This is a genomic window from Chitinophaga pendula (assembly GCF_020386615.1).
Classification (GTDB): Bacteria; Bacteroidota; Bacteroidia; order Chitinophagales; family Chitinophagaceae; genus Chitinophaga; species Chitinophaga pendula.
The window spans coordinates 6,177,073-6,199,980 of record NZ_CP077769.1 but is presented as its reverse complement, the minus strand read 5'-3'; the positions used below and the strand labels follow the sequence as shown (position 1 = coordinate 6,199,980).

Sequence of the window (22,908 nt, the reverse complement as noted above, 5' to 3'; positions counted from 1 at the left end):
TCGTATGGTATCATTCAAACAGAAAAACATGAAAGCAGGATTCAAATATCTTAGTTATATACTTTTAGGCGCCACCATTGCCGCAGCGGTAGCCTGTAACAAGAAGCTGGACGTATTGCCAGGCGCGCAGATCACGCCGGATCAGATACGTAATGGAGATGATGTAAAGGCGACGCTGGCCGGCGGCTATAGTTCTTTGCAGAATGCAAGTGCTTATGGTGAGCAATATTTATCTGTGCCGGAACTGCTGGCTAATACCAATATCAGGTGGGTAGGCACTTTTGCTACCTATCGTGATGTTGCCTTAAAACAGCAGGTGGTTACTTTGGCACTGGCCACAGATATCTGGAACAGGGGGTATAAAACGATCAATACCATGAACCTTGTGCTGAGTAAGCTTAATCTTTTATCCGCTGCTGAGCAGGCGGTGATAGGCGGCGAGGCTAAATTCCTCCGGGCTATTACTTACTTTGAGCTGGCCGGTATGTTTGGTAAGCCTTATTCGGCTGGTAATATTACTACCAATGTGACAGTGCCTATTGTATTGACACCTATTATATCTGATGATCAGGTGCCTGCTGGTACACAGCCTCGTGCTTCTGTCGACGATCTTTATAAACAAGTGATCAGCGATCTGAAGGATGCAGCTGCCACCTTGCCGGCGGGAAATGGCGTTAAGGCGAATAAATTTTCAGCGTTTGCTTTCCTGGCAAGGGTATATCTGGCACAAGGAAATTATGCACTGGCTGCTGCATCTGCTGATTCTGTGATCAGCAAGGGCGGTTTTTCGCTGACTTCCAGTTTTGATAAGGAGTTTAACAATGCGGGTGTATGGTCATCTGAGGATATATTTGCTATTATTCAGAATGCACAAAGTAATGCAGGAACGACTAATAACGGGCTGGTGACCTTTTTTGCGCCTAAGCCTTTTGGTCGCGGTGACATAGCCGTGCAGCCTTCTCAGCTGGCCCTTTATGATGACGGGGATGCCCGTAAGGAATATTATCAGGCGAATGCACAGAATACCATTTTCTATACCAAGAAATGGAGTGTTTTATACGGAACTATTCCTGTAGTGAGGTTGGCGGAGATGTATCTGACGCGTGCGGAAGCGAATTTGCAGAATAATTCCAGCATTGGCGCTACGCCATTGGATGATGTGAACCGGGTACGTGACCGTTCAAAGGCTGGTATTTTAAGTGCGGTAACGGTAAATGATGTGGTAGCGGAGCGTGAGCGGGAGTTGGCCTTCGAAGGGGACCTTTTCCGTACGGTGAAGCGTCTGAAGAAAAATGTGGGCAACAGGCCTTATGATGATAATAAGCTGGTATTGCCGGTGCCGCAGCGTGAGCGGGATGTAAATCCGAAGTTATCGCAGAACCCGGGGTATTAATTCATTCTTATGCATTATTATATAGGAAGGGCTGGCCATGGCGCCAGCCTTTCTTATTTATATAATTATGGGGATAGGGACGGGTTGTTAGGTATTGTTTACCAGTTGATTAGGTAGGAGAGGAGAACGGACAGTCTGCTAGGGCGTTGTTTTTCAGGGGATTTATTGTCGTTAATAACTTTTAAGCAAATTTTTAATTGTTAATCAATATGTTATAAGGGGTATTGTGAAAAAAGTTGTCTAAATGTATGGTTATTTGAAAAGAGCGGTGTAGTTTTGCACTCCCGATTTTAGGGGAATTTTTTAATAGCGTAGGAAATTTTTATCGTATACACAATGAATACTTTAAGTTTTAAAACAAAATCCGCCAACGAAGCTTACGTAAAGCGCGATTGGTACATTGTAGATGCTACAAATCTGACCCTTGGCAGAGTATGTGCTAAGATGGCGGCTATTTTAAGAGGCAAGAACAAGCCTTACTACACCCCTCATACTGATTGTGGTGATTATATCATCGTGATCAATGCAGAAAAGATTGTGCTTACTGGTAATAAGATCAACGACAAGGAATACCTGACATTCTCTGGTTATCCCGGAGGTCAGAAAGCTGAGGTAGCCAAAGATCTGCTGAAGCGTCGTCCTGAAGTGGTGATCGAAAGGGCTATCAAAGGTATGTTGCCTAAGAATCGCCTTGGCCGTAAGATGTACAAAAAATTATTTGTATATGCAGGAGCAGAGCATCCTCACGCGGCACAGAAACCACAAACTTTAACTTTCTAATTTTTCTCTGATACATGGAAAAGCAAAAAAATACCATCGGTCGTCGTAAGGAAGCTGTTGCCCGCGTGTACATAAGCAAGGGTAATGGTAACATTACTGTGAACGACAAGGATTATAAAACATATTTCTCTCTCATATACCTGCAAAATCAGGTAGAGCTGCCGTTGAAGACGATTGATGCATTGGATAAATTTGACATCAAAGTGAATGCACAGGGTGGTGGTATCAAAGGTCAGGCAGAAGCTATTAAGCTGGGTATCGCGCGTGCACTGTGTGAGGTGAATGCTGAATTCCGTCCTGCGCTGAAAGCTGTTGGTGTACTGACCCGTGATCCTAGAGCAGTAGAGCGTAAGAAACCAGGTAAACGTAAGGCTAGAAGAAGCTTCCAGTTCTCTAAACGCTAATACATGGGAGCGATTAGCTGTTAGCCATTGTACTAATAGCTATCAGCTAGAGCTAAATTTTATTGATCCTTTTAATTGAGACAAATAAACATGGAAAATAATACCTCATTACAGCAGCAGTTACTGGAGGCAGGTGTTCACTTCGGTCACCTGAAGAAGAAGTGGAACCCCAAGATGCTGCCTTATATTTTCGCAGAAAAGAAAGGTATTCATATCATCGACCTGAACAAAACTGTAGAAGGTCTGCAGGAAGCAGCGGCTGCGCTGAAATCCATCGCGAAGAGCGGTAAAAAGATCATGTTCGTTGCTACCAAAAAGCAAGCGAAAGAGATCGTAGCTGATGCGGCTAAGCGCGTAAACATGCCATTCGTAACCGAAAGATGGTTAGGTGGTATGCTCACTAACTTCGCTACTATCCGTAAGAGTGTAAAGAAGATGCAGAGCATCGAGAAAATGCTGTCTGACGGTACTTTTGATAATATCACTAAGAAAGAGCGTCTCACGTTAACCCGTGATAAAGATAAAATGGAGAAAGTACTGGGTGGTATCGCTCAGCTGGCACGTGTGCCTGCGGCTCTCTTCATCGTGGACATCAGCCATGAGCACATTGCATTGGCTGAAGCCCGCAAACTGGGTATCTCTACCTTCGGTATGGTAGATACCAACTCTGATCCTACCCGTGTAGATTTCTCTATTCCTGCCAACGATGATGCGACTAAATCTATCGCTATCATTACCAACTACATTGCTGCTGCGATTGCAGAAGGTCTGGCTGAGAGAGCAAATGAAAAACCTGAGGACATCGAGGAAGAAGAAGAACAGGACAGCAAAGCGCTGAAATTTGAGCTGGAAGGTGGTGAAGATCGTGAGCGTGGCAGAAGGAATGGTCCTGGTGGCGGTGGTAGAAGTGCAGGTGGTCCTGGTGGTGGTCAAAACCGTGGTGGCGGTGGTCCTAACCGTGGTGGTGGTCAAAATCGCGGCGGCGGTGGTCCTAATCGCGGTGGCGGTGGCCCTAACCGTGGTGGTGGCCCTGGTGGCGGCGCTCGTCGTCCATCCAACACTGGCGGTGGTGGCAACAGGAGACCTGGTGGTCCCAGACCCTAACAAGTAATGAGTGGCAATGGCTAATAGTGCCCATCTTTATACCAGGAAGTCTTTTGCTTTCTGATATAGCTGGATACTCTTAACCATTGCCTAACATATACTTCTTAACTTCGCCCACATTACTCAACTTTTTAAATTATTTATATATCATGGCAAATATTACAGCAGCTGATGTAAACAAACTGCGTCAGCAAACTGGAGCGGGTATGATGGACTGCAGGAAAGCGCTGGTAGAAAGTGATGGTGATTTCGAAAAGGCAGTAGATTACCTGCGTAAAAAAGGACAGAAAGTAGCTGCGCTGCGTTCTGACCGCGAAACTAAAGAAGGTGTTATTATCGCTAAGACCAGTGCAGATGGCAAAACCGGTGTGATCGTAGGTCTGGGTTGTGAAACTGACTTCGTTGCAAAAAACGAAGATTTTATAAAATTCGCTCAGTCTATTGTTGACCTGGCGCTGGCTAACGGTATCTCCTCTGCAGAAGAACTGAATGGTGCTACACTGGATGGTGCTACTGTTGCTGATAAAGTAAACGACCAGGTTGCCAAGATTGGTGAGAAAATCACTTTGAGCAAATTTGAGAAAGTAACTGCTGCTGCTGTAGTAGCTTATATCCACGGTAACTACCGTATGGGTGTACTGGTTGGTTTCTCTAAAGAAGTGAGTGAAGAGACAGGTAAGGACGTAGCTATGCAGATCGCTGCTATGAACCCTATCGCAGTTGATGCGGATGGTGTAGCTCCTGAGCTGATCGCTCGTGAGAGAGAGATCGCTGTAGAGCAGATCAAAGCCGAGGGTAAGCCTGCTGAAATGGCGGAGAAAATTGCTCAAGGTAAGATCGCTAAATTCTTCAAAGAAAGCACCCTGCTGCAGCAGGCGTTTGTAAAGGATGGTAACAAATCCGTTGCAGACCACCTGAAATCAGTAGATGCTGACCTGAAAGTAACCGAATTCAAGCGCGTCGCCCTCGGGTAATCGAACTATATTTTGAAAAAGGAGAGATCGAAAGATACTCTCCTTTTTTTTGCGCCTTGCCGTTGGCAGGTGCAGGTGGTGGGAAACAACAGGGAATCATGCTATATTTGCAGCGCTTCTGGCGAAATAGCCGGCATACAGCAAAATTCGTATATTAGAAGACCGTAACTACATTAGCAAATACAACAAAACATTATTAAGAGTCATGTTGCCAAAGTATAAGCGTATTTTGCTCAAACTGAGCGGAGAGTCCCTTATGGGCGAAGGAAATTATGGTATAGATCATAAAGTGATTTCTCAGTATGCGTATGACATTAAAGCGATCACGGATTTGGGTGTTCAGGTTGCAATTGTTATCGGAGGTGGAAACATCTACCGGGGCATGAATGAGGCTGAAACCGGTATCGAACGCGCACAGGGAGACTATATGGGGATGCTTGCCACTGTGATCAACGGGATGGCGATGCAAAGCGGACTGGAGAAAGTAGGCTTATACACCCGTTTGCAATCTGCTATTAAAATGGAGCAGATCGCAGAACCTTATATCCGCCGCCGCGCGATCCGTCACCTGGAGAAAGGTCGTGTGGTAATATTTGGCGCCGGTACGGGCAACCCTTACTTTACGACCGATACTGCTGCTTCTCTGCGTGCTATCGAGATACAGGCAGATGTGATCCTGAAGGGTACCCGTGTAGATGGTATTTATACTGCAGATCCTGAGAAGGATAGTACTGCTACCCGTTTTGAGACCATCACTTTCTCTGAGGTATACCAGAAATCATTGAATGTGATGGATATGACTGCATTCACACTTTGCCAGGAGAACAAATTACCCATTATCGTTTTTGATATGAATAAGCCGGGGAACCTGTTCCAGGTGATCATGGGAAAGAATGTAGGTACACTTGTAAAAGGCTGATAATTAACTCATTGCATATAATTGATAAGGCCCTGTACGCTACCGTACAGGGCCTTATCAATTATACCGGAGAAGGAAGTCCTGATTATGGCTCTTTCATGTATTGACGTATCCTGGTGAAGGGGAGGAAAAGGGTGACCTGTCCCATGGCATAGGGACCGATCTCGTAGGCGGTATAGCTGAAACCGACTCCTTTGTCTGTCATATAGAAGTTATCGGAGACAGGAATGGTATCTACCAGTAGCATGCTGTTGAGCGGATCTGTGGGGGCCATTTTGTATTTTTCGCGGAATGCGGTAGCCAGGAGGTCTTCTATCGGATGCTGGTAGCCAGGTTTAAAGATATCAGTTATCTTCAGTACCTTCTTTTTGTCCAGGTCCAATGTGGTGTATGTGCTACCGCCGTTGCCATGAGCACCGCCGGTGTAGGAGTAACCATACCGTTCTATCACCAGCAGCGGAAATTTGTTCCATACCACCTTTACGTCGCCTTCGTCAGACCAGTTCCATGTAGCTGCGGTGAAATCGTCGTCAATATTACTACTGTCGGCGGTGATGATGTTGCCCTGATAATCAGTCAGGAAGTCGTGTACCTGGTCTTTCAGTAATTGTTGCGGGGAGGTGGCTTTGGCGTTGCCTATGAGCTGCTGACGGATGAATGCGGCTACCTTTTCGTCTGTATTGGTGGCCGGCCAGATAATGGCGTTGCTGACCTGGCCTTTGGCAGAACCTTTCAATCCTGGTTTTAGTTCGACGGAATCGCTGCTAAAGTATACATCAAAGCGTACGGCGTTGCTAAAGTCGCGCTTCAGGGTAAATGGATAAGAGGTGCCTTCTCCGCGCCAGGTGCCTTTAAAGGTGCCGTCATTATCCAAGGTGCCGTTGAAGGTGATCTCTTCTTCGGAGCGCGTATTTTCGAAGAGTACGAGGTGTTTGCTGGAATCGATGCTACCCCATATATCTATTGGTTCTCCTATTTTTTCGTAGCTATAGTATCCTCTGAATATATTAGGTCCATTTTTCAGCAGGTGCATGGTGAGTGCCTGTCCGGCCAATGTACCCTTTAATTGTACGTAAAAATAGGGTGTGGCGGAAAGATCCTGATCAGTAGCTGCGGTTGCCGTACTATCTGACTGCTGGTCTGCGGGCTGGCCTTTCTTACTGTTGCCGCATCCGAAGCAGAGGCTGGCTGAGATGAAGCCACTTAATAACAGCTGTTTCATAGTATTCGTTTAGTGTATACTTCCTTACAAATGTAAGATACTGCTGCATATGAAATGTGTCTTTGTCGATGCCGGCGGCTGACTAAAATCATGGTGACGAGTCGGTAATCCTTAATAAATTTGTAGCTCAAATAACTGGAACATGCTGAATAGAAGTATTGCAGACCTGCGTAAGGACTATCAACTGGCTGCTCTGAGTGAGCAGGATGTGGATAAGGATCCTTTCAGGCAATTTGATAAATGGTGGCAGGAGGCGTTACATGGGGAAGTGGATGAAGCGAATGCGATGACGCTGGCTACCAGTACTGTGGAAGGGAAACCTACGGCCCGTATTGTATTATTAAAGAGTTTTGATGAGAATGGGTTTGTATTCTTCAGTAATTACGAGAGCCGTAAAGGGCAGGAGATGGATGCGAATCCGCAGGTATCGTTATTGTTCTTCTGGCGGGAATTACAACGGCAAGTACGTATAGACGGTGTCGTTAGTAAGGTGTCTGCAGAGATGAGTGATGAGTATTACGATTCCCGGCCATTGGGAAGTCGTATTGGTGCAATTGCATCACCTCAGAGCCGTGTGATTGCGGACCGGGCTATCCTGGAGGAAATGGTCAGTAAAGTAGCGGAACGTTATGTGTCGGAGGCACCGGAGCGACCAGTTTATTGGGGAGGCTATCAGGTGAAGCCTTTGCTGATAGAATTCTGGCAGGGGCGTAGCAGTCGTTTGCATGACCGTATACAATATACTCCCGGATTGGCGGGCAGCTGGCAGATAGTGCGGCTGGCTCCTTGAGGAAGGGTAAATGCAAAATGTAATACTTTAAATGGTTGTGATGACGGTTATTGATTCCGTACGGTCCGGCATTTAGAATTTTACATTTTGCATTTTAGTTTGCCTTAAGCTTTTGGTGCAGCTTTAGCGGCAGTGTTCTTCCTGGTTTTAGAAGATCTGGCTTTGCCAAAAGAGCCATTGGAGATCTTACCTTTTTTGGTTTTGATATCACCTCTACCCATAACAAATTGATTGAAGTTTGTTTGTTTATAAATTACAGCGGGCCTATCAGGTGGGCTACCAGCTGCGTTTTGCGCGCAAATTAATGAATTTTATGATCATTTGTATGCAGCGATTCCCGGAGGGTGTATAAGTAATAGCAACAAAAAAGCAAGAAACATACCTGTTCCTTGCTTGAATAAGTTGTGCTAACTAACTGATTAGAGCTTGTCAGATAAAGCTTTACCAGCTTTGAACTTAGCAACTTTCTTAGCTTTGATCTTGATGATCTGGCCAGTCTGAGGATTTCTACCGTTACGAGCAGCACGTTTAGATACAGAGAAAGTACCGAAACCTACCAGTGTTACTTTACCACCTTTCTTCAGGGTATCAGCAACAGCTTTAGTAAAAGAATCCAGAGCTTCGTTAGCTTGGGTTTTAGTGATACCGGCATCTTTAGCCAGCTTGTCGATTAATTCGGCTTTGTTCATAGTTAGTAAGATTTAACTAGTGAAAAATGTTTGATGTGAGCAAATATAGCGCGTTTTATCAGATTACCAAATTTTTCAACAATTTTTTAAGGAATTTTTTATCGGCTGAAAAAGGCTACAGATAACGGTTACAGCAGATTGCCGGGTTGGCGGGTGAGCATATGAAACTATCGTTGGATTTCATAAATCCCCGTCAGTATTATGTTTGAGGCCTTTCGAACTATAAACGGCACAATAGGTCAAGTATTGTACCAAACTGCCAATCCCTTGAAAACAGTGGATTTCCTGTGGATAAGTTTGGGTCATTAAACGACCTGCATAACGGTTCTAAACGCTACAAACTGGTCTCCGAACAGGTCTATCGTCTTTTGACGGAAGTATGGAGCATGCTCCCGGATGTAGGTTTGATAGTTTTCGAGGCTATCTGTAACGTATTGGACGGTGTAAGTAGGGCCATCGGTGTCGTCCTGTTCGAGCAGGCGGCACATACGATAGTCGTGAAACAGGCCAGTGTCGAGTATTTCAGGGATGTGTACTTCCTTAATCCATCGCAGCCAATCTGTATGGATGTTGTGCGTGACTTTTATGGTGATGTTGTAGATGATCATAATATGCTGTTAGAAAGCCCTGCTATGGTGATGGCAGGGCTTTCGTTGTATAAAAATATTGTCAGGAAAGTAGGTAGATTATACCAATTCGAGGTATACGGGACAGTGATCAGAGTGTTTCACCTGTTGCCATATCTGGGCGCCTTTAAGACGTTCGGACAGGGGTTCGGTGACGTTGATATAGTCGATGCGCCAGCCTTTATTATTGTTCCTGGCATTGGCCCGGAAGCTCCACCAGCTGTACTGGTGTGGTTCGGGATTATATCGGCGGAAGGTGTCGATAAAGCCGTTTTCGAAGAGTTTATCCATCCAGGCTCTCTCTTCGGGGAGGAAGCCGGTGGAGTTCTTATTACCGACAGGATCGTGGATATCGATGGGTTTGTGGCAGATGTTATAGTCTCCGCAAACGATGAGATTGGGTCTGGTTTTGCGTAGTTCGGCCAGGTATCCAAAGAACTCATCCAGCCATTGGTATTTATAGGTTTGCCTGTCGTCTCCGCTGGTGCCGGAGGGGATGTAGGTATTGATCAGCGTGATATCGCCGAAATCGAGGCGTATAACGCGGCCTTCCGCATCGCTTTGCATGAAGCCATTACCATATTGAACGAAGTCGGGTTTGATACGGGTCAACACTGCTACACCGCTGTAGCCCTTTTTCTGGGCGGGGTACCAGTAGTGCAGGTAGCCTAATTTGTCGAATTGCTGGAAGTCTACATTTTCCTGTTGTGCTTTTATTTCCTGCAGGCAGATGATATCTGCGGGATCTGTTTGCAGCCATTCGGTAAAACCTTTCGTCATGGCCGAGCGGAGACCATTCACATTGTAAGATACAATTCTCATAAATGAAGCGTTATGACGGGCGGCAGCAGCGGTTGCGGTGCATAGCCCCGGGATGGTAGTTTATATTGCTAAGGTAAGGATAATTCCTGCTCTATGTGAAAGGGGCAGTAGGCGGCAAAAAAGGACGCCCTGGTGCTGCCGGATGTAGCCGGTGGGACCAGGGCGGTTGTTATTATAAGGTACCGGCTGTTATGGCCGGAGATGGATCACACATCATATTCCAGGTTGGGGCGGAGCCATTTTTCGGCTTCTTCCACGGGCCAGTTTTTGCGGCGGGCGTAGTCTTCCACCTGGTCTTTTTCGATCTTGCCGATACCGAAGTATTTGGCTTCGGGGTTGGCAAAGTACCATCCGCTTACGCTGGATGCGGGGTACATAGCCAGGGATTCGGTGAGGGTGATGCCGGTGTTGTTGGTGGCATCGAGCAGGTCGAATAGTTTGTATTTTTCGGTATGTTCCGGGCAGGCGGGATAGCCGGGGGCCGGGCGTATACCTTCGTATGCTTCTTTGATCAGTTCATCATTGCTGAGATGTTCTTCGCTGGCGTACCCCCAGAATTCCATGCGGACCCGTTTGTGCATCAGCTCTGCGAAGGCTTCTGCCAGACGATCGGCGAGCGCTTTCAGCATGATACTACTGTAGTCGTCGTGTTCCTTTTCGAACTTCTCCAGCCACTTTTCGATACCTATACCGGTAGTAACGGCGAAACCACCGATATAGTCCTGTTTACCGGTTTCTTTTGGTGCGATGAAGTCGGCAAGGCTGAAGTTGGGTTGTCCCGGCGCTTTTTTAACCTGTTGGCGCAGGAATTCCAATGTCTGTGCCGCTATTTCCGGATGGGCTGGCGTTACCTGTACGGTATCGGGTCCGGTTGTGTTGGCGGGGAATATTCCGATCACGGCATTGGCGGTGAGCCATTTGCCATCTATGAGCTGCCGTAGCATTATGCAGGCATCTTCATATAGTTTGGTGGCCTCTTTACCTACTACTTCGTCAGAGAGGATCTGCGGGAATTTACCGTGCAGTTCCCAGGCGATGAAGAAGGGTTGCCAGTCGATATATTCGGCGATCTCTCCCAGATCGTAGGAAGAGAAGGTCTGTACACCTATGTTGCGGGGCGTTACCGGCTGGAATTTGTTCCAGTCGATATTGGCCTTTAGTTTGGTGGACTGTTCGTAGGTGAGGTATTGTTTGGTTGGTTTTTTGTTGCGGAATGCTTCATTGAGCCGTTGGTATTCTTCCTGTACTTCGGTGAGGAAGTTCTTTTTCAGGGCTTTATTGAGCAGACTGCCAGTAACGGTTACGCTACGAGAGGCGTCGAGTACGTGTACTACGCCATGGCCGTATTCAGGTGCGATCTTTACTGCGGTGTGTGTCCTAGAGGTAGTAGCGCCGCCGATCAGGAGGGGTATATCAAACTGCTGACGTTTGAGTTCGCGGGCGATATGCACCATTTCATCGAGGCTAGGGGTGATCAGGCCACTTAGTCCGATGATATCAACATTTTCTGCTTTGGCGGTCTGCAGTATCTTTTCGGCAGGTACCATTACGCCCATATCGATGATGTCGTAGCCATTACAGCCGAGTACTACGCCTACGATGTTCTTACCGATGTCGTGTACGTCGCCTTTTACGGTGGCAAGTAGTATTTTACCAGCGGATTTGATTTCTCCGCCGTTCTCCTCTACCATGCGTTTTTTCTCCTCTTCTATAAAGGGAGTGAGCACCGCCACCGATTTTTTCATTACGCGGGCGCTTTTTACTACCTGGGGGAGGAACATTTTACCGCTGCCGAAGAGGTCTCCGACGATGTTCATTCCCTCCATCAGGGGGCCTTCGATCACTTCCAGCGGTTTATTGTATTTGAGACGGGCTTCTTCTGTATCTGCTTCTATATATTCGGTGATCCCGTTGACTAGGGCGTGACTAAGGCGTTCTTCGATGGTACCTTGCCGCCAGGTCTCGTCTTTTTCTATCACTTTGCCTTTGGCCTTTACGGTTTCGGCAAAGGCGATAAGTCGTTCGGTGGCGTCTTCCCGTCGGTTGAGGATAGCATCTTCACAGAGTTCTCTCAGCTGTGGTTCGATCTCGTCGTAGATCTGGATCATACCGGCATTTACGATACCCATATCCATGCCGGCTTTGATGGCATGGTAAAGGAATACGGAGTGCATGGCGTCTCTCACGGTGTCGTTTCCACGGAAAGAGAAGGATATGTTACTTACCCCGCCACTTACTTTGGTAAGGGGCATGAGTTGTTTGATCTGGCGGGTCGCTTCGATGAATTCAACGGCATAGTTATTATGCTCTTCGATACCGGTGGCGATCGCGAATATGTTGGGGTCGAATATGATATCCTGGGGGTCATATCCGACTTGTTCTGTGAGTATTTTATAAGCGCGGTGGCTGAAGTTGACCTTTTTTTCCAGGGTGTCTGCCTGGCCATATTCATCGAATGCCATGATCACCACGGCGGCGCCATAGCGCTGGCATATCTCTGCCTGCTCGATGAACTTGGCTTCTCCTTCTTTTAAGCTGATGGAGTTGACGATACATTTACCCTGGATACATTTCAGCCCTGCTTCGATGATGCTGAACTTACTGGAGTCGATCATGACGGGGATCCGGGATATATCGGGTTCGGATGCCAGCAGGTTGAGGAAGGTGTTCATGGCTTTTTCGCCATCGAGGAGGGCGTCGTCCATGTTCACATCGAGTACCTGGGCGCCGTTTTCCACCTGTTGGCGGGCTACGGAGAGTGCTTCTTCGTATTGTCCTTCCCGGATGAGCCGGGCGAATTTTTTAGAGCCGGTAACGTTGGTACGTTCGCCGACGTTGATAAAGTTGGTTTCGGGTCTTACGACCAGTGGCTCCAGGCCGCTGAGGCGCAGGAAGGGGCGAATGACCAGTGGGGTGGCAGAGGTAGTATCGGGGGACAATGGGGAGATATCTTCTGTCGTATGGTCGGAAGTGATAGTATAATCCATGTTGTAACTTGGCTTACTTTGAAAGAGATCAGGAAAATATGTGACGGTTATTACACCACGGCCTCAGCTAAGATAGGCAGTGGGCGAGGTGACAGTGAACTAACATGTTGTGCGATATGCCTGATGTGATCAGGGGTGGTTCCGCAGCATCCGCCCACAATATTAACAAATCCTTCTTTGGCGAAGTCTTCGATGATATGGGCGGTGTCTTCCGGTTCTTCGTCATATTCCCCGAAGGCATTCGGTAAGCCGGCGTTCGGATAGCAGCTTACATAGCAGCTTGCGATGCGGGAGAGCTCTTCCACGTGCGGACGCATCTGTTCTCCACCAAGGGCACAGTTAAGACCTATGGAGAAGGGTTTGGCATGCATGACGGATATATAGAAGGCTTCCAGTGTCTGGCCACTGAGGGTCCGGCCTGAAGCATCGGTAATAGTACCGGAGATCATGATCGGGAGCTGAGGGGTATGGGTATCACTGAAGAATTTCTTGATGGCATAAATAGCTGCCTTACAGTTGAGGGTATCGAAAATAGTCTCAATCAGCAGGATATCAGCACCGCCGTCATATAGCCCTTTGATCTGTTCATAATAGGCTTCTACCACTTCGTCGAAGGTAACGGACCTGAAGCCGGGGTTATTTACATCAGGAGAAAGTGACAGGGTTTTATTGAGTGGGCCGATAGCGCCTGCTACAAAACGGGGTTTGTCCGGGTTGCGGCTGGTATAATCTGTAGTCGCTTTTTTGGCGATCTGCGCGGCAGCGACGTTGAGCTCATAGGCCAGGTGTTGCATGTCATAATCTGCCTGGGCGATAGATGTGCTGCTGAAAGTATTGGTTTCGATAATATCCGCCCCAGCTTCCAGGTATTCACGATGTATGGCTTCTACGATCTGCGGCTGTGTAAGGCAAAGGAGGTCATTGTTACCTTTTACATCACTGTGGTGATCTTTGAAGCGATCGCCACGGTAATCTTCTTCTTCCAGTTTGTAACGTTGTATCATGGTGCCCATGGCACCGTCAATGATCAAAATGCGCTCAGTAGCGCATTGGGCTAATGTTTTCATCTTGTGATGTTTATTAGTTACGGTTTAAAAAGCCTTTGGGTCGAACAATAAACAAATCCACCCGCGGGAACCCTGCAAAGATAACTAAAGTCCAAATCAATTAAGCATTTATTGGTACCGGGGAGGAGGGCTGATGGAGTACCGTGAGAGGGCCGGATCAGGTGATAAGGCCAGGTTAATTATAGGTATACTATAGGAATGATACAGGAAAGGTGGACGTGAATTATACAGGAGGCTACTAATCCATTAATTATTAATCAATTGTGAGGCCACGAAAAGTATGCCGGATCGAAGAGTTATTCCACTGACGAAGAGGCCCGGGGGGCTGTGCTTGTATTAGAGGAGAGAGGCTAAGGTAGGGGAGAATTGATTTAATAATAATTTTTTTAAATTCAATAGTAGCCTGCATTTGAACGGTGTTTTTGCAAGATTTCAGCAGTAAGGGAGAAAAATATTTTTTGTTAGTCTATATTTCCTACTATATTTGTAGGGTAATAAGGCGGTAAGGCGCTACGGTAGCCACCCATTATACTACATGATATGCAAAAACAGTCTTTCATAAAGCCCTCTAAAACGCCACGCGCGTTGCACGCAGCCTCCACCTGCTGTGAGTCGTGTTGTACGTACTGTTGTTAATGAGCTTCCACCAATTCTCCTGCTTATTTACGTGTAGTATTCAAACCAATCTTTTATGACGATTTCTGAGCATATCAATAGCTTACAGCGGCACTTGGCGCAGCTGGGTTTATACCAGGTACCTGTGGAGGGAGCTGAGTCCGAGGTATTTAAAGTTTGCTTTTTGAACAAGTATGAGATGCAGCAATGGCAAAGGCTGCGTGAGGAACAATCAGTTAATAAAGCTGCCGGAAGTCAAACGGAAGGCAGGGACAGATATAATTCAAGAGATTCGAAGTAATCTTTTTTCATAACGTGGAATTACAGGTTAAACACACACGGGTGCTTTTGAGCACCCGTATTTTTTTGTGCCTATAAATATATTACTTCTGCACGTAACTTTCTAATGGTAATCTATTAGAAATGGAACGGGCGAGGGTCATTTCGTCTGCATATTCCAGTTCTCCTCCGAAGGCGATGCCACGGGCGATCGTGGTGATCTTCACCGGGTATTCTTTTAACTTTTTGGACAGGTAATATATGGTGGTATCTCCTTCGATGGTGGGACTGACAGCCATGATAATCTCTTCTATTCCCTGCTGGGCGACCCGTTCTACCAAGCTATGAATATTAAGTTGATCCGGGCCGATGCCATCGATAGGGGAGATGATCCCTCCGAGAATATGGTAAAGGCCGTTATACTGCTGGGTATTTTCGATGGCCATTACATCCCGGATGCTTTCGACTACACATACCACAGATTTATTACGGGTATGGCTGGCGCAGATGGTACATATCTCTTCGTCGGCTACATTATGACATTGGCGGCAGAACTTGATCTGTTGCCGCATGCGGGAGATGGCGTCACTGAATTGCTGTACTTGTCCCGGGTCTTGCTTTAGCAGGTGCAAAACAAGGCGCAGGGCCGTTTTTTTACCGATCCCTGGTAACCTGGAAAATTCATTAACCGCATTTTCGATCAGTGCAGAAGAAAAGATCATGATACAAAGTTAGTCATACAGCGGAAAAAGCCCGCATTTTGCCCTGGGATCACTATATGGCGATTTTTTCGTTGACGCCCCAGTTGGCTTTCAGATTTATCTTATTAGGGTAACTGACTACCCGTTCGGGTTGTTTTTTAGGCGAGCCGTAGTATACGCCCCGGTCCCATTTACCATTGCCGTTCTCATCAATCAGGAGGCGTATTTCATATTCTCCCGGTTGGAGCAATTCCTGTTTCCAGATTCCTTTACTGACATCGCCGGTATATTTGATCTCTTTATCCTTTACCAGCTGAACGATGTATTTCAAGCTATCGGAGTGGTTTGCATTTTTGGTACTATCGCTGATGGTAAGGGAGATCTGGATCTTACCATAGTCATTCCTCTTTTTGGAGATAAATGCGGTCGTATCTGCTTTCGTCAGTTGCTGATCAAGTGTATCGGTAGGTGCTGTTTTCGCGGTAATGAGCCGGTAGGGTGTACCTTCTTTCCATTTATAGAAGATGGAGAGTTTGGTGCGGGTAGAGTCGAAGGAGTGGGTGAAAGGGACGGGAGTAAACAAGGTATCCTCTGTCAGTTCCATTTGGGTACTGTCGAGGGATTTTATCGGGATGGTGAATGTCATTAACAGGGGGCCTGTCAGTTCCTGTTGTCCTCCTTCGAGTGCGGCGGAAACGTATAGCCTGGGTTTCTTTTTGTCTTTATCTTTTTTTTCCGGCTCTGCTTCAGCTGCGTTTTCGTCTGGTTTTTTGATTAGGGTGGTATCTGCTTCGGCAAACAGCAGCAGGTCTACGTCTTTGAGATTTTGTGTACTCAGATGGATAAGGCTGTCTGCGAAACCGATCAATTCGGTGGGTTGTGTGTATTGGAGGTCCCGGTCTTCTTCTTTCAATGCGAATAGTTTATAGGTACCGGGGGCCAGATTTTTGAATCGGTAGCTGCCATCTCCTTTGGACTTGGCATAGTAGACGGGTTTTTCCTTGGATACTACGGAGTCCATGGTGTGGCGATAGAGCATTACGGCTACGTTGCTATCTACTTTGCCGGTTTCTGCCACGACGAGTTTACCACTGATATTCAAGGAGTCGAGGTAATCGCCTGTTGATACTACGTATTGAAAGTCTTCGATCGGGTTACGTTCGTTAACATCCTTTACGGCATCGGCAAAGTGGAAGGTGTAGGTGGTATTGGCTTCGAGGGTATCCTTTATTTCCATGGTGATGGTCCTCAGTTTGGCAACCACGTTGGGTGTCCGTTTGAGGGTAGGGGATACGATCATTTTATCGATGATATTGTCTAGTTCCACGTATTCATTGAAGTGGAAGGTTACTTTTTTGCTTTTGAAGTGCAGGGATGAATCGAGGGGATAGACATCCACCAGTACAGGTGGGATGGTATCCCTGGGCCCACCGCCCGGAGGTACTATATTGGCACAGTTAGAGAAAAAACAGGACGCTATAAATATTAGTCCGCAGGCCCAATACCGGAAAAGTTGTGTCATGTGATGTTATTAAAAGCCAATTTCCAGAAAAAAATGGAAAATGGCGCTCAAAATTATCTATTCCCTGCATGGCAGCCATCAATTCTTTTGGAAAGATCAAAACCGGGCTTCCGGTTCTTCGTCTTCGAGGTCGTGCAGGGCGATATGCAGCTTATTATCCTTCACGAAGTTACACCAGGGGCAGTCTTCTTTGCCGCAGCCGGTATAGAAATCATATCGCTGGATGCGTTCCCAGGTATCTACGATCTGTTCCGTAACGGTGGTCATGTCTTCCGGGGTGATAACTACTTTCTCTTTGTGATATAGCTTTTGTTTATTGGGTTCTATAAAGTCGAATTCTGTACTTACGACCTGCCAGTTCCGTTGTTTGTAATTGTCCAGCAATATTTTATAGAACACGGCTTGCCGCCAATAGTCGCCTCCATGGGGGTGGCGTTCATTTGGGCGGTCGAATTTGCGGTAGTCTTTGATTGCCTTTTCGTAGTCGCCCGTCTTATAATCTACTACGTTGACCTGGCTACCTTCAAATTCCAGTTTATCCACCTTGCCTTTGATCGGTACTCCTTTGATGATCACATTACGGATGTTCCTTTCTACGCTGACGATCTTATTCCAGCTGTGGATATAGGTATCGTAGTAGCTATTGAGGATATCCTTTCCGTATTCCATCCTACGTTCAAAGGATTCCCGGGTAAAACATTCGCGATTGCGTAGCATGCTCCAGGTAAAGTCGCGGATGAATGCTTCTTTGGAAGGGAAGGCGTTGGCGGGGTCTTCCTGCATTTTCTGGAACAGTTTCTCTACTGCGAAGTGTACTGCAGAGCCGAACTCTGTGTTCTCTGAACGGCCGGTAGGGACGCGGACCAGGTTTTTATAGAAGAAGCCCAGGGGGCAGTCGAGGTAGTTATTAAGTGCGGTCACGTTCATCACGAAGTTGCCCAGCATGGCTTCTACGAAGAGCTGGTCAATACGGGCAATCTCGGGCGCCTGGTTTTTCGAGTAATTGAGTAGTTCGAAGTCGAACATGGTCTCCTCCGAATGGGTGATCTTTTCATTGGGCAGTATATGCTGTTCGCTTATTTCGGTAAGGAACATGCTTGGTTCCAGCTGTTTGCCATCCTGTTTGTGTTCCGGGTAGCTGATATACAAGTATTTTTCTGCCCGGGTGATGGCTACGTAAAATAGGCGGCGTAATTCCTGCTCGTCCGTAGAGGTGGCCTGTGTGGAGAATACGGTATCCGGGAATACAAAGCCGCTGTTGTTCTTCCGTTTTTTCTCCCACACGTGGGAGTTGGTACCTGCCATGAACACATATTCAAACTCCAGTCCTTTGGAGCCATGTGCGGTGATGAGATTGACGCCTTTTTCGTTGCCGGAGACCTGTACCAGGGGGATAGGAATTTTATTGTTTTCCATCAGGTCGACCATTTCCATAAAGGCCGTTATATTGAGATCAGGATTGCGGCGGGTTTCTTCTTTGATGAAGTCGAATAGTGCCTGCAATACTTTCATGAGCCATATTTTCTCTGGAGACTCCATGATATGGGCCATAATACCTCCTTCCTGTATCATGCTGGCGAATAGCTGTTGCAGGGTGAGGTTATGCGCTTCCCGTATCCAGGTTTCCAGCATTTTACTGAGGGCGATGAGAGCTTCATCGGGAGCGGAGGTAAATAATGACAGGTTGCGGGTGGTTTGCCATTCCTGCAGGTATTGGCGGATGGAGGTCTTTTCCTGGTAACCTTTTTCCGCTACTTTGATGCTGATACGAGCGGCTTCTATACCAGGGATGTTATAGAAGTCGTAGTGCATGATGCTGAACAGGAGGTCATCGCCGCTGTAGGGAGTATCCAGTTCGCAGGCGACATATCGCATCAGGGTGAGTACTTTACGAGCGAAAGGGACTTCGAAGAGGTTGATATTCCGTTTGGAATAAAAGGGCAATCCTTTCAGGCGGAAGTATTGGGCCAGCTCTTCTCCATACCGGTTTTCGCGATAGATAACAGCGACCTTGCCGGCTGGCACGCCTTGTTCCAGTAGTTTGGCGACAGTGAGTGTAATGCCTGCCATTTCGTCCCGGGGAGTATCGTAACGATGTATGGCCGGAGGTATGTCGAGAGGAACCAGGTGGCTATTGCTGGCTTTGAGTTGTTTGCTGAGGCCAGGTAGCTGGTTGACCAGACGGGAGTTGCCATTATTGTCGATGAGAGCCATGGAGATATCAAGGATATTCTGCACCGAGCGGTAGTTCTGTGTGAGTACGATGGTGCGGAGCGTATCTACGAAGCTACTGGCGAACTGTTCCATGTTTTCCACGTTGGCGCCCTGGAAACGGTAGATAGATTGATCGTCGTCTCCTACTACGAATACATTGGGCAGTTCTTCTCCATCTATCAGCAGGCGGATCAGCTGGTTTTGTGTACCGCTGGTATCCTGGTATTCATCTACCAGGATGTATTGAAAGCGTTCTTTGTAATCGGCCAGGAGGTTAGGGTGCTGTTGAAAGGCCCTGATCACCCAGTTGATCATATCATCGAAGTCGTATCGATTGGCCGCGTGCATCAGTGACTGGAATACATCAAACTGCTCTACAGCGGCCTGCAGGCGTGCCATTTTTTCCTGTTCGATCTCAATTTTATCTGTGCGGATATCTCCTTTCTTAAAATTTTTAGTGGCCCGTTTACAGATATATTCTTCCCTGGTGGGGAGGCTATCGAGATAAGCCCGGATACAATCCTTTATGTATGCGACGGTCCAGCCTTCCCGTTTCATAGCGGAAAAGAGGGAGGTCAGGTTTTTCATATCGAAATAGACGTCACCCCGGTATCTTTTGAGTGGGTTGTCTTTTCCGAAGCCATCGATCAGTTTCTTTAATAATTGGATCTTTTCCAGTTCTGATATGGGGTCGAGGGATGTCTTTTCAAAAAGACCGAGATTATCCTGGATGACCTCATTGCAGAAGGAGTGGAACGTGTGGATATTGACCCGATAGGCATCGGGGCCTATGAAGTCAGTAAGCCGTTTACGCATGGCTACGGTGCCTGCATCGGTGTAGGTGAGGCACAATATGTTCTGGGGCATGAAATCGGAGTCCTGAAGGATCTTACCGATGCGTGATGCCAGTATCTGTGTTTTACCAGTACCGGGACCAGCGATCACCATGATCGGGCCTTCCGTATTATCTACTGCTTCCCGCTGTTGTGCATTCAGCTTTTCATACACATCTTTGAAACGGCTCTGATATTGTTGTGATTCACGCGACATTCTGAATATTTACGATTTACATCCGGTATCCCTTTACCTGGGAGGTGGAGGGATAGCAGAACATACAAAAATACGCTAAAAATCGGCGCTAAACTTGTGGGTGATCCGGCAGCTTTATTGCAGCAGCGATGTGGTCGGGCGAAAACAATTAGGGTCTGGTGACGGCGGCTTTGCCATGTCCGTTGAGCAGCATCCACCCGGGAGCGGTATTATCAGCGGTAGTCATCGGCACGATGTATATCAGGCAAGGGGAGGAAGGGATACCTTTTTTCCAGGCATAGTGTGCTACTGCGAGGGTTTTGCCGAAGGAGACGCCTGTTTTATTTTGTATCACCTGGTTGATCTGAACGGTATCCCAGATATACCTGCGATCTTCTCCTCTGGCGATCAGTTTTACATGTAGTACGGCGGTGGCTGCTGCTGCTTTGGCAGAATCGACAGGGATTGACGGGTGTTTGTCTTTGGTGCCCTGTTGAGCGATTGTGCCGGTGTGGTCGCCTGCATTGCCACATCCACTGATGACAAGCGGTAGCAGGCAGGTGATTGCAAAAAGTAGCCTCATTGGTGCAAACAGGTGTTTTTGTTGATACAGTAAGGGTTTTGCCGCGAAAGTACGGATAATCCTTTAGTTCATGTTATCTTTAATAAGGCTGTGAAAGCCATTTATTTTATGAGTAAGACATACAGATTAGAATACACACAGGTATTACCGGTAAGCCTGGGGCGTGCCTGGGATTTCTTTTCCCGGCCGGAGAATCTGCCACATATTACACCACCGTATATGCGATTTACGGTAACCTCTCCTGCACAGGGGCGATCCATTTATCCCGGACAGATCATCACGTATACCTTACAGCCGGTGTTGGGTATTCCTATGCGTTGGGTAACGGAGATCACGCATGTACGTGACATGGAATACTTTGTAGATGAGCAGCGGGATGGCCCTTACCGTATGTGGCATCATCAGCATCATTTCCAGGAAGTGGAATCGGGGGTGCTGATGAAAGATATCGTACACTACCAGATACCTTTCGGGCCTTTAGGCCGGTTTGCCAACTATGTGTTTGTACAACGGCAGCTGGAGTCGCTGTTTACATTCCGGCGACAACAGACAGCTGTTTTACTCTGAGAGCTTATTGTGTGATATCACTGCTTCTGGACAAGTGATCTCCATTGAAGAAGTGGAGGGTCTTTAGTCCGCTTTTGGCTACGCTGCCTATCCAGAGGGGGGTGATGGTATAGGTGTTTTTTGCACCTGCGGTTGCAGTGAAGTGTAGGTCCGCCGTGTTATTCTGGTCGTTGATCTCCGCTTTTTGCAATTGAATGGTTGTACTGTAGCTGGTAACGGGCATGCTAACAGCGATGACCAGTTCCGTACCAAAATCAGGGGTGGTGATGGGAGTGCTAAGTGTTTTGGCGGTTGCAAATAGGCTATCGAAAGATTTCTGATTATCGATTATCCAGAAGGTAAGGCTATCCGCGACTTTGATATTGTTTTTAACGAAGTAGCCATCTACCGGTTTTACGGCCAGCTGGGTGATAATCGGTGGTTGGGCCGCGGAGGGGGTATCTGTATCCGGCTTTTTATCTGAGGAGGTAGTTGGCTGTTGTCCGCAGGCTGTTGCCAGTATTGCGGTGGCGAGGAAGGGGAGGAGGCGTTTCATGAAAGTGTTTAGGTTTAGCGCAAATATAACAGCTGTTACTGTTACAATGTTCTAGGGCAAGGCTACGTACAAGGAAATATTTCCTACTTCGTGCCGGGGAGCCCCTTTTAATTCGGCGCTGTTGCTGCGTTGGGTATAGGTGACGGCGACGCCCCGGAAGGAGACGGCGGTACCGAATTCGAGGGTGGTGGACCAGCGGCGCTGGCGGGTGGTATTATACTCGCTTTCCATCAACATTTTATTATAATGGTGACTGAAGATGCTGCCTTCCAGCAGAGCGTTATGAAATACGCCTTCTGCGGAGGGACGGATGTATGCATATATTTCCGGCCAGGCTCTTTTTTCGGGGGTAGTGCCGGTTGGTTGTCCGAAGTAGGGTCTGAAATAGCCAGCCCGGATGGTGGCGTTGATGGTAGCGCTATTGATCATTGTACCTGTATAGACGGCGGCACCTCCGAGGATATCTATCCAGGAGGCGGGCTGCCATAACATTTTTTCTGCGCGTAGGCTGTAGTTGATCAGCAGGTCGTTGGGTAACTGGTTGCCCCATCCCATCGGCCGCTGGGCATCAATTACACGATGCATTAATGTTTGCGCTTCTTTGGCAAAGGCCCAGGGGCCCATTACCCCCAACAGCCATTCGCTATGGAGGTTGTATTTTTTGTCCGGATTATAGGAAAGAAGGCCATGGGCGCCGTATAATGCGCCGGCGTAGGAATAATCGTTGGGCTGATATTGTGTGGTGGCGAGATCGGTGGGGGTGATCATGATCTGCATGACGCTCCAGTAGTATCGGTTAATGCTGTTACGGCCGGTTTGTGGGAGTACCCATTTGTCAAACGACCGGGCTGGTTTTTTCCGGAAGTAGAAATAGTCGATACGAGTGCCATTGGTATATGCTTCATCCGTGCCCTGACCGCTGATGTTGAACAGGTCATTATCTTCATATATCCTCAGCATCCGTTGCTGTTCGGGTAGCATTATTTGTGCTTTCACTCCTGTGGTGGCCAGGACGATGCCCAACCATAATAGAACCTTCTTCATAAAAAGTGCACATTATATTCATTCCGGGCTGCGGATAGGCGG

At 47.3% G+C, this 22,908-nt stretch carries 21 protein-coding genes; 8 read left to right on the top strand and 13 right to left on the bottom strand.

Annotated elements, in window-relative coordinates; all coding sequences use genetic code 11:
- The first annotated feature begins 28 nt into the window (after window positions 1–28).
- The 6 genes from KTO58_RS23150 to pyrH all read left to right on the top strand — a co-directional run bounded on the left by KTO58_RS23150 (window position 29) and on the right by pyrH (window position 5,574).
- Window positions 29–1,393, top strand: coding sequence for a RagB/SusD family nutrient uptake outer membrane protein (locus KTO58_RS23150; protein ID WP_198315143.1), 1,365 nt, complete (start codon window positions 29–31; stop codon window positions 1,391–1,393).
- Window positions 1,394–1,729: 336 nt separating this feature from the next.
- Entirely contained in the window at window positions 1,730–2,173 is a 444-nt protein-coding gene (gene rplM / locus KTO58_RS23145; RefSeq protein ID WP_095837120.1) for a 50S ribosomal protein L13, read from the top strand.
- Between the two features lie 14 nt (window positions 2,174–2,187).
- Entirely contained in the window at window positions 2,188–2,577 is a 390-nt protein-coding gene (rpsI, locus tag KTO58_RS23140; protein WP_095837121.1) for a 30S ribosomal protein S9, read from the top strand.
- Between the two features lie 90 nt (window positions 2,578–2,667).
- Complete coding sequence (gene rpsB / locus KTO58_RS23135) at window positions 2,668–3,681, top strand: 30S ribosomal protein S2 (protein WP_095837122.1); 1,014 nt, start codon at window positions 2,668–2,670, stop codon at window positions 3,679–3,681.
- Window positions 3,682–3,830: 149 nt separating this feature from the next.
- Window positions 3,831–4,655 (top strand): translation elongation factor Ts, encoded by an 825-nt coding sequence (gene tsf, locus KTO58_RS23130; RefSeq protein WP_095837123.1) that lies wholly within the window; start codon window positions 3,831–3,833, stop codon window positions 4,653–4,655.
- 205 nt (window positions 4,656–4,860) lie between these two features.
- Entirely contained in the window at window positions 4,861–5,574 is a 714-nt protein-coding gene (pyrH, locus tag KTO58_RS23125; RefSeq protein WP_095837124.1) for a UMP kinase, read from the top strand.
- Between the two features lie 85 nt (window positions 5,575–5,659).
- Here the strand turns inward: pyrH and KTO58_RS23120 are convergent, their stop codons facing one another.
- Window positions 5,660–6,796 (bottom strand): DUF3298 and DUF4163 domain-containing protein, encoded by a 1,137-nt coding sequence (locus KTO58_RS23120; RefSeq protein WP_095837125.1) that lies wholly within the window; start codon window positions 6,794–6,796, stop codon window positions 5,660–5,662.
- A gap of 142 nt (window positions 6,797–6,938) precedes the next feature.
- Between KTO58_RS23120 and pdxH the strand changes: the two genes are divergently transcribed.
- On the top strand, window positions 6,939–7,586 hold the full coding sequence (gene pdxH, locus KTO58_RS23115; RefSeq protein WP_198315144.1) for a pyridoxamine 5'-phosphate oxidase: 648 nt from the start codon (window positions 6,939–6,941) through the stop codon (window positions 7,584–7,586).
- A gap of 104 nt (window positions 7,587–7,690) precedes the next feature.
- Here pdxH and KTO58_RS23110 read toward each other — a convergent pair whose 3' ends face one another.
- The 10 genes from KTO58_RS23110 to KTO58_RS23065 form a co-directional block, all read right to left on the bottom strand.
- On the bottom strand, window positions 7,691–7,807 hold the full coding sequence (locus KTO58_RS23110) for a 30S ribosomal protein THX (RefSeq protein ID WP_095837126.1): 117 nt from the start codon (window positions 7,805–7,807) through the stop codon (window positions 7,691–7,693).
- Between the two features lie 198 nt (window positions 7,808–8,005).
- Window positions 8,006–8,275 (bottom strand): HU family DNA-binding protein, encoded by a 270-nt coding sequence (locus tag KTO58_RS23105; RefSeq protein ID WP_012788562.1) that lies wholly within the window; start codon window positions 8,273–8,275, stop codon window positions 8,006–8,008.
- Between the two features lie 305 nt (window positions 8,276–8,580).
- Window positions 8,581–8,883, bottom strand: a complete 303-nt coding sequence (locus KTO58_RS23100) for a DUF4286 family protein (RefSeq protein ID WP_095837127.1) — start codon at window positions 8,881–8,883, stop codon at window positions 8,581–8,583.
- Window positions 8,884–8,961: 78 nt separating this feature from the next.
- Window positions 8,962–9,723, bottom strand: a complete 762-nt coding sequence (locus KTO58_RS23095) for an exodeoxyribonuclease III (protein ID WP_095837128.1) — start codon at window positions 9,721–9,723, stop codon at window positions 8,962–8,964.
- 206 nt (window positions 9,724–9,929) lie between these two features.
- Window positions 9,930–12,710, bottom strand: coding sequence for a methionine synthase (gene metH, locus KTO58_RS23090; protein WP_095837129.1), 2,781 nt, complete (start codon window positions 12,708–12,710; stop codon window positions 9,930–9,932).
- A gap of 50 nt (window positions 12,711–12,760) precedes the next feature.
- Window positions 12,761–13,777 (bottom strand): homocysteine S-methyltransferase family protein, encoded by a 1,017-nt coding sequence (locus KTO58_RS23085; RefSeq protein WP_095837130.1) that lies wholly within the window; start codon window positions 13,775–13,777, stop codon window positions 12,761–12,763.
- Between the two features lie 998 nt (window positions 13,778–14,775).
- Complete coding sequence (recR, locus tag KTO58_RS23080; RefSeq protein WP_095837132.1) at window positions 14,776–15,393, bottom strand: recombination mediator RecR; 618 nt, start codon at window positions 15,391–15,393, stop codon at window positions 14,776–14,778.
- Between the two features lie 52 nt (window positions 15,394–15,445).
- Complete coding sequence (locus KTO58_RS23075; RefSeq protein WP_095837133.1) at window positions 15,446–16,894, bottom strand: Ig-like domain-containing protein; 1,449 nt, start codon at window positions 16,892–16,894, stop codon at window positions 15,446–15,448.
- Between the two features lie 96 nt (window positions 16,895–16,990).
- Window positions 16,991–20,158 carry an ATP-dependent helicase gene (locus tag KTO58_RS23070; RefSeq protein ID WP_095837134.1) on the bottom strand — a complete coding sequence of 1,056 codons (3,168 nt, stop codon included), beginning with the start codon at window positions 20,156–20,158 and terminating at the stop codon, window positions 16,991–16,993.
- A 148-nt stretch (window positions 20,159–20,306) separates the two neighbouring features.
- Window positions 20,307–20,720, bottom strand: coding sequence for a hypothetical protein (locus KTO58_RS23065; RefSeq protein WP_095837135.1), 414 nt, complete (start codon window positions 20,718–20,720; stop codon window positions 20,307–20,309).
- Between the two features lie 108 nt (window positions 20,721–20,828).
- On the opposite strand from KTO58_RS23065, the gene KTO58_RS23060 reads away from it, so the two are divergent.
- Window positions 20,829–21,287 (top strand): SRPBCC family protein, encoded by a 459-nt coding sequence (locus tag KTO58_RS23060; protein WP_095837136.1) that lies wholly within the window; start codon window positions 20,829–20,831, stop codon window positions 21,285–21,287.
- Between the two features lie 4 nt (window positions 21,288–21,291).
- Here the strand turns inward: KTO58_RS23060 and KTO58_RS23055 are convergent, their stop codons facing one another.
- Together KTO58_RS23055 and KTO58_RS23050 are read right to left on the bottom strand one after the other, a co-directional pair.
- Complete coding sequence (locus tag KTO58_RS23055; RefSeq protein ID WP_095837137.1) at window positions 21,292–21,822, bottom strand: hypothetical protein; 531 nt, start codon at window positions 21,820–21,822, stop codon at window positions 21,292–21,294.
- 51 nt (window positions 21,823–21,873) lie between these two features.
- Window positions 21,874–22,866 (bottom strand): lipid A deacylase LpxR family protein, encoded by a 993-nt coding sequence (locus KTO58_RS23050; protein ID WP_095837138.1) that lies wholly within the window; start codon window positions 22,864–22,866, stop codon window positions 21,874–21,876.
- Between the last annotated feature and the right edge of the window lie 42 nt (window positions 22,867–22,908).